Genomic DNA, 5,198 nt, shown 5'->3' with positions numbered 1-5,198 from the left:
GCTTTGTCGCCGCATGTTTTAATTGTTTGTTACAGATAACAAATGGAACACTATCGTTCCTCGATTTCGTGATTTGAACTAGCAACAGTGGTTATTTAGAGCTAACCAAGCCCAATAATGTTGTGCGCGAGATGAGCAGGGTTAAGCTTGATGTGTTTTTCGAGGGCTACGAAGCCTATCTCAACGATATTATTAGCCTGATGCAACGCCATTCAGGCCATAATTGGACTGGCGTGCAAGCCCTCAATCTGAACAATCAGCCGAAATTCAAATTGCCCATGGATCGGCTTGATAAACTTGTGCTGCTGATGCGAGCAGCAGATGGCATCGATCTATCGCAGACGCTCGACGAACAACGCCACAAAGATCAGTTTCTACATTCAATCAACACATTTAGCGACCAACAATATACATTTTGGCGGCATCGCGTGGCTGAACAGCGCGGCAGTTTTAGCAACATTATCCATAATGCAGTGGTCGAGGAAGTAAGCGAACGCTTCGGGCTGCTGCCGCTGCTCTATTATCCCGATGGCGTGGCTTATCTGCAACCAAAAGGCCACAAACCAACTCTTGATTCGGCGGTTCGTTCAGCAATTGCCGCTCGCGTGGCCGACACAATTAATCACATGACCAGCGCAGGCTTTCAAAAATTTATTCGGATGATCAATACTGGAATCACTGTTGATAAAAAATGCTTAGAACTCAACCTGCCGTTTGCCAAAATTCTGGCCGCGATTGATGCCATCATTCAACGCCGTAAGATCAAGATCGATCGATTACAACAACTCAATCAAGATTCGATCAAACGTACCCATAAAACGCTTGCTAAAAATAAAGCAGATGCAGCCAATTCAAGCGATCAGCAAGCAACTAAGCAGGCAATCGAGGCCATTTTAGAACGTGGCCCCGTGCCGCAAACCAATAGCCAGTTGCAACTTGGCGAGCTGATTCGCAGCTACTACATCTTCCTGATTGAGCATTGCGAGCAGGCAATTCCCGATGCTTGGCCGCATCTCTATCAATTGCTCGATCTGCCAGCAGAGCGTTGGGCAGTCTACGATGGTTTTGATGCTCGTATGGATCGGGCCTATGCAATTGCTACCGAACTGCAACTCACCAGCGAACAGGTTTACCAAAGGATTGAAGTTGATGGTAGCAGGCTGATCGATAGCCAAACCACGAGTGACCCTCGCTTAGCAACGATTGATGCCTATTTACAGCATGTGTTGGTGTTTGATGGTCAGGAGCGCAGCGCCGCTGATTTTGCTGGCAGCCTGCCCAATTATGTGCGCCAAAACTCCAAACAATGTGTCCAATGTAGCCTGCCAATGAAAACCGACAAATGGGGTTCGGCCAATGTCCGTTCCGACATCAAAATCCAAATGTTCTCGAATCGGCTGGTTGGCGGCCCAGGCGAGCCAGTTAAAAACATTTGCGAGCTGTGCTTAATTCAATATTTGGTCGAAAAACTCAACTATCGCGAGATTAGTGGCGAGCGTACCATCTATTTACACATGTTTCCCTATTCGTTTTTGCCAGCGCCATTGCTCGAAAGCCTACGCTCAACCTTTCAGCATTTGACCCGTGAAGATACCCTGACCGGAGCTGTGCGCTTGGCCGATGTGAGCACAGCAATCTTGGCTATTGCCCAAAAGCGTGCGCCAACCCTCAATTTCACCATGCGCACCAAGGCCGATAAAGCCCAGCCCTATGGTTTGTATAGCCCGCGCTATAGCAAAACACTTGGCGGTTTAATCACCTTGCCGCTCAATCCTGCTGGCGAAACTGATACAGAGCGCTTTTTGTTTGCCTTGCAGCACGCCTTGTTATTGCAGCACCATTTTGGTTGCAAGGTTTTGCTCAGTGCTGCCGCCGTGCCCCCACTTAGCAAAGAAGCCTTTGGCGATGTGTATGTTGATTTGACTCCGCTACATGCCCGTGGCTTCGTGCGCCAAAACGATTACGAATATTTCGCCCAAAAATCCAAAGATCCAGGCAGTTTAAGCAAACTCTGGCGGCAACTTGAATGGCTGTATCAAATTCGTGAGGTTGTGGCGCTGGCCAATGCCGATCCAGTTGTCGATTTTATTGGAGCCATGGCCGATCATCCGCTGCGCATTTTTTACTTGGCCGAAAAATATGCCGAAGCCAAAGCTGGCCATCAGGCCTCAGTTTGGCTGATCCGCACGCTGTTTCAACCAGTCCGCGATTTAGCCCTTAGTATGGGAGATCAATCAATGGAAAAACTCGATTTCCATCTCAATCGGCTCGCCGAAATTGCTCGCCAAGGCAATTTACGTGGCTCCTCGTGGAAGAAAAGTTCAATGCTCACGGCCTTGGATGAAGTGTTGCGCAAAATTAATCTGCAAAGCGAAGAGTTGAATCCTGCGGTGCTGCAAGCCGCCGCCATCGAAGATATGTACCAGCACATTCAACGAACCCGCACCTTGAGCGGCTTTAAGAGTGGCAAGAAACTGCTCGCCGCCTGCGAGGCTTTTGTCCAAGTATTTTTCAGCGATATTTACTATGGCGTGTATGCAGGCAAACCAGCGCGCTTGCTCAACCACGAAAAAGTCTTGCGTTCAGCCTATCACTTTTATCTGCAACAACATTTCCGCGCCAAACCACTCAGCGCCGAAGAAGCCCAAGCAGAAGGTCTCAACGCCGACAGTAGCGAAAGCGAATAATTTTTTATTGGATTGATAAAGGAGCACCAAGAATGAGCATTTTGAACAACTACCAAAACCACTTGATCGACCAGTACAATCCCTATCCGCATGGCCGTTTTGTTAGCATCTTTATTTTGCGCCACGTCGAATCGGAGGCCATGTTTCGCACCGAAGGCAGCGGCGAACCACTCAACCGTGAATTTGTTTTTGCTGGCCAGAAAGAAGGAGATACCCAATTAATTCAACGAGTTGTCATTAGCAAGCGTAAACAAGTTGCCGTCGAGCGCCGCATGGGCCGCGAATTGCTGCGCGAACATCAGCTTTTGCACACCACGCCCAAGGCCAATGCGATCTGCTCACTCAATACCAACAACCCTTGCGAACGCTGTATCGATTGTATGGTTTATGGCTATGCTGCTGGCGGCGGCGGCGCGCAACGCTCACGGGTCATCACCGATGATGCCTTCAGCTTGCACCCTGCGGCAACGATTGTTGGCACGCGCCAATTCAATGCCTTGTTCGATAACAGCACCATGCGCAACCCCGACACTGGCGATGCCTCGACTAGCATTGGCACCGATGAATATGTCAAGCCCGAAAGCGTTTTTCTCGATATTGAAACCCTCAAGGATGTTAGTGCCGATGAATTGCGCTATATCGTTGGCAATATTCTGCGCTCAAGCCGCTACGGCGCAATTTCCTCGCGCATTGGCAAAACCCGCAATCAGCTGATTGGAATGGCTTGGAGCAATTGCGAATTATTCTCCAACCTTGAGTGGGTGCAACATACTTACGATTTGCTGCGCGGCGACGAGCATGAACCATCGTTCCCACTCCACACCAACACAATTCGAAACGCCGCCCAACAAGCTATGCAAGCACTACGCCAACGAGTTATTGGCCAAGTTACCTGGCTGAGCGAAGCAGAACGTGAAAGTTTGGTTGCCGAATTGGGCCAAATCTATGCCGATCCTGAACAGCTCAAAACCATGCTCTCACGGCTGGCAGCCAGTTATCCAGCAACTCAGAAAAAAGGAAAATAACCATGGTACAGATTTATCGCTGTCGGCTGGTGTTGCAAGAGCCAACCTTTTTTAGCACCCGTGAAATTAGCAATTTGTATCAAACTGAGGCCTTTATTGGGCATATTGCTTTGGCCTATGCCTTGGGCTTAGCACCCAGCCGCTACTACAACGATGGCAAAACCATCTACTATCAACAAGATTTGGCAGCGTTAAATCAGGCAGGTGTCTATTTGACACCTGCCACGATTACCGACGCAGCCAAATTTAGCCTTGGCCAATTCAATGCCCAAGCCGAAAGCTATTGGTTTGCCATGGGCAATAACGCCATCATTACCGCGCCCGAAGGCACATGGGCTGAACGCAATAGCAGCACATGGTATATCCACGATGGCGTGAGCACGCCCAAAAAAGTGCGGGTCGAAAATCGCCCGCAATTTGGCCGCATTCGGGCGCTGGCGATTGGCACAACTGCCGAGTTTTATGCGATCAGCCAACGTGAGTTGCAGCTGCCCAGCTATTTGCGGCTTGGCAAATGGATGAGCAAGGCCTACCTGCAAAGCCAGCCAGTCACGATTCGCGCAGAAAGCGCTGGCGGCTCAATCCCATTTTTACTGGCCGGAGCCGATCTCAGCCCAGCCTGTCGCTTATTGGCCTTTGATGTATTGCATGTGCCGCCAACGCCATTAATTCGCAATAGCCATGTGCAAGGCCCGTGCTATGAGCTTGATGATGGCAAGCTGCTGCCCCAAGGCATGGCCTTTAATTTGGAGGCCTTCAAATGATCACGCTTCAATTAACCGGCCATGCAGAAAAATTAGCTCCAGCAGCGGCCATTCCAGCCTATCGCGGGGCTACGCCATTGCTCTATCATCAAGTGCGCACCTACCAAGCGCTTGAGCAAGCGCCCTTGGTGATGAATACCTATGCGACTGGCACAGGCAAAACTAATGCTGCGCTGTTGCGCTTGCTGCACCCAGCCCAACAAGGCCACAATACGTTAATTATTGCGCCAACCAATGCCCTAATTGAGCAGCATTGCGCCGATGCTCAAGCCTTTATCGATGCCAACAACATTCCAATGCGCACAGTGCCGATTAATGCTGCAACAATGCGTGCAATCAGCAGCGAAACCAGACGCGGCGAGATTTTGCAGCGACTGATCGCCAATCCCTTGACGTTCAACCAAGAACTTGGGCTACCAGATGATGCAGAAAAACTGCCATTCGTGGCAGTCACCAACCCCGATATTTTCTACTTGGCGCTCTATTTTCGCTATGGCCGCTTGGATCAGCGCAATGTTTGGGAGAAATTTATTCGCCAATTTCGCTACATTGTGATCGATGAGTTTCACTATTACGATACTAAGCAATTTAGCAACTTCTTGTTTTTCTTCAAGCTCTGGCACGAATGTTTAAGGGCGGACAGGGACGCTCAACCAGGGGATACAGCACGACCTCGGTTTGGTATACTGGATGGTGACGAAACCAAACCCAGAGCAAAACCG

Annotated in this window: 4 protein-coding genes; all 4 read left to right on the top strand. The window is 49.7% G+C overall.

Annotation, left to right across the window (positions count from 1 at the left end; genetic code table 11):
- Positions 1-131: 131 nt before the first annotated feature.
- Positions 132-2,687 (top strand): type I-D CRISPR-associated protein Cas10d/Csc3, encoded by a 2,556-nt coding sequence (gene cas10d, locus JOD20_RS26115; RefSeq protein ID WP_204758105.1) that lies wholly within the window; start codon positions 132-134, stop codon positions 2,685-2,687.
- 32 nt (positions 2,688-2,719) lie between these two features.
- The gene (cas7d, locus tag JOD20_RS26110) at positions 2,720-3,712 is read left to right on the top strand and encodes a type I-D CRISPR-associated protein Cas7/Csc2 (protein WP_204758104.1); all 993 of its coding nucleotides are present in this window, start codon (positions 2,720-2,722) and stop codon (positions 3,710-3,712) included.
- A 2-nt stretch (positions 3,713-3,714) separates the two neighbouring features.
- A complete protein-coding gene (cas5d, locus tag JOD20_RS26105; protein ID WP_204758103.1) occupies positions 3,715-4,476 on the top strand; it encodes a type I-D CRISPR-associated protein Cas5/Csc1 in 762 nt (253 codons plus the stop codon).
- Positions 4,473-5,198 (top strand): type I-D CRISPR-associated helicase Cas3' (cas3, locus tag JOD20_RS26100; RefSeq protein ID WP_204758102.1); only part of this gene is annotated, 726 nt, incomplete at its 3' end. The genes cas5d and cas3, both read left to right, overlap by 4 nt.

The sequence above is a fragment of the Herpetosiphon giganteus genome (genome assembly GCF_016907925.1).
Classification (GTDB): domain Bacteria; phylum Chloroflexota; class Chloroflexia; order Chloroflexales; family Herpetosiphonaceae; genus Herpetosiphon; species Herpetosiphon giganteus.
This window is presented reverse-complemented; position numbering and strand designations above follow the sequence as displayed.

Excerpts from the sequence above, each read along its gene's own strand:
- cas10d (WP_204758105.1), top strand. The coding sequence starts at position 132 with ATGAGCAGGGTTAAGCTTGATGTGTTTTTCGAGGGCTACGAAGCCTAT.
- cas7d (WP_204758104.1), top strand. The coding sequence starts at position 2,720 with ATGAGCATTTTGAACAACTACCAAAACCACTTGATCGACCAGTACAAT.
- cas5d (WP_204758103.1), top strand. The coding sequence starts at position 3,715 with ATGGTACAGATTTATCGCTGTCGGCTGGTGTTGCAAGAGCCAACCTTT.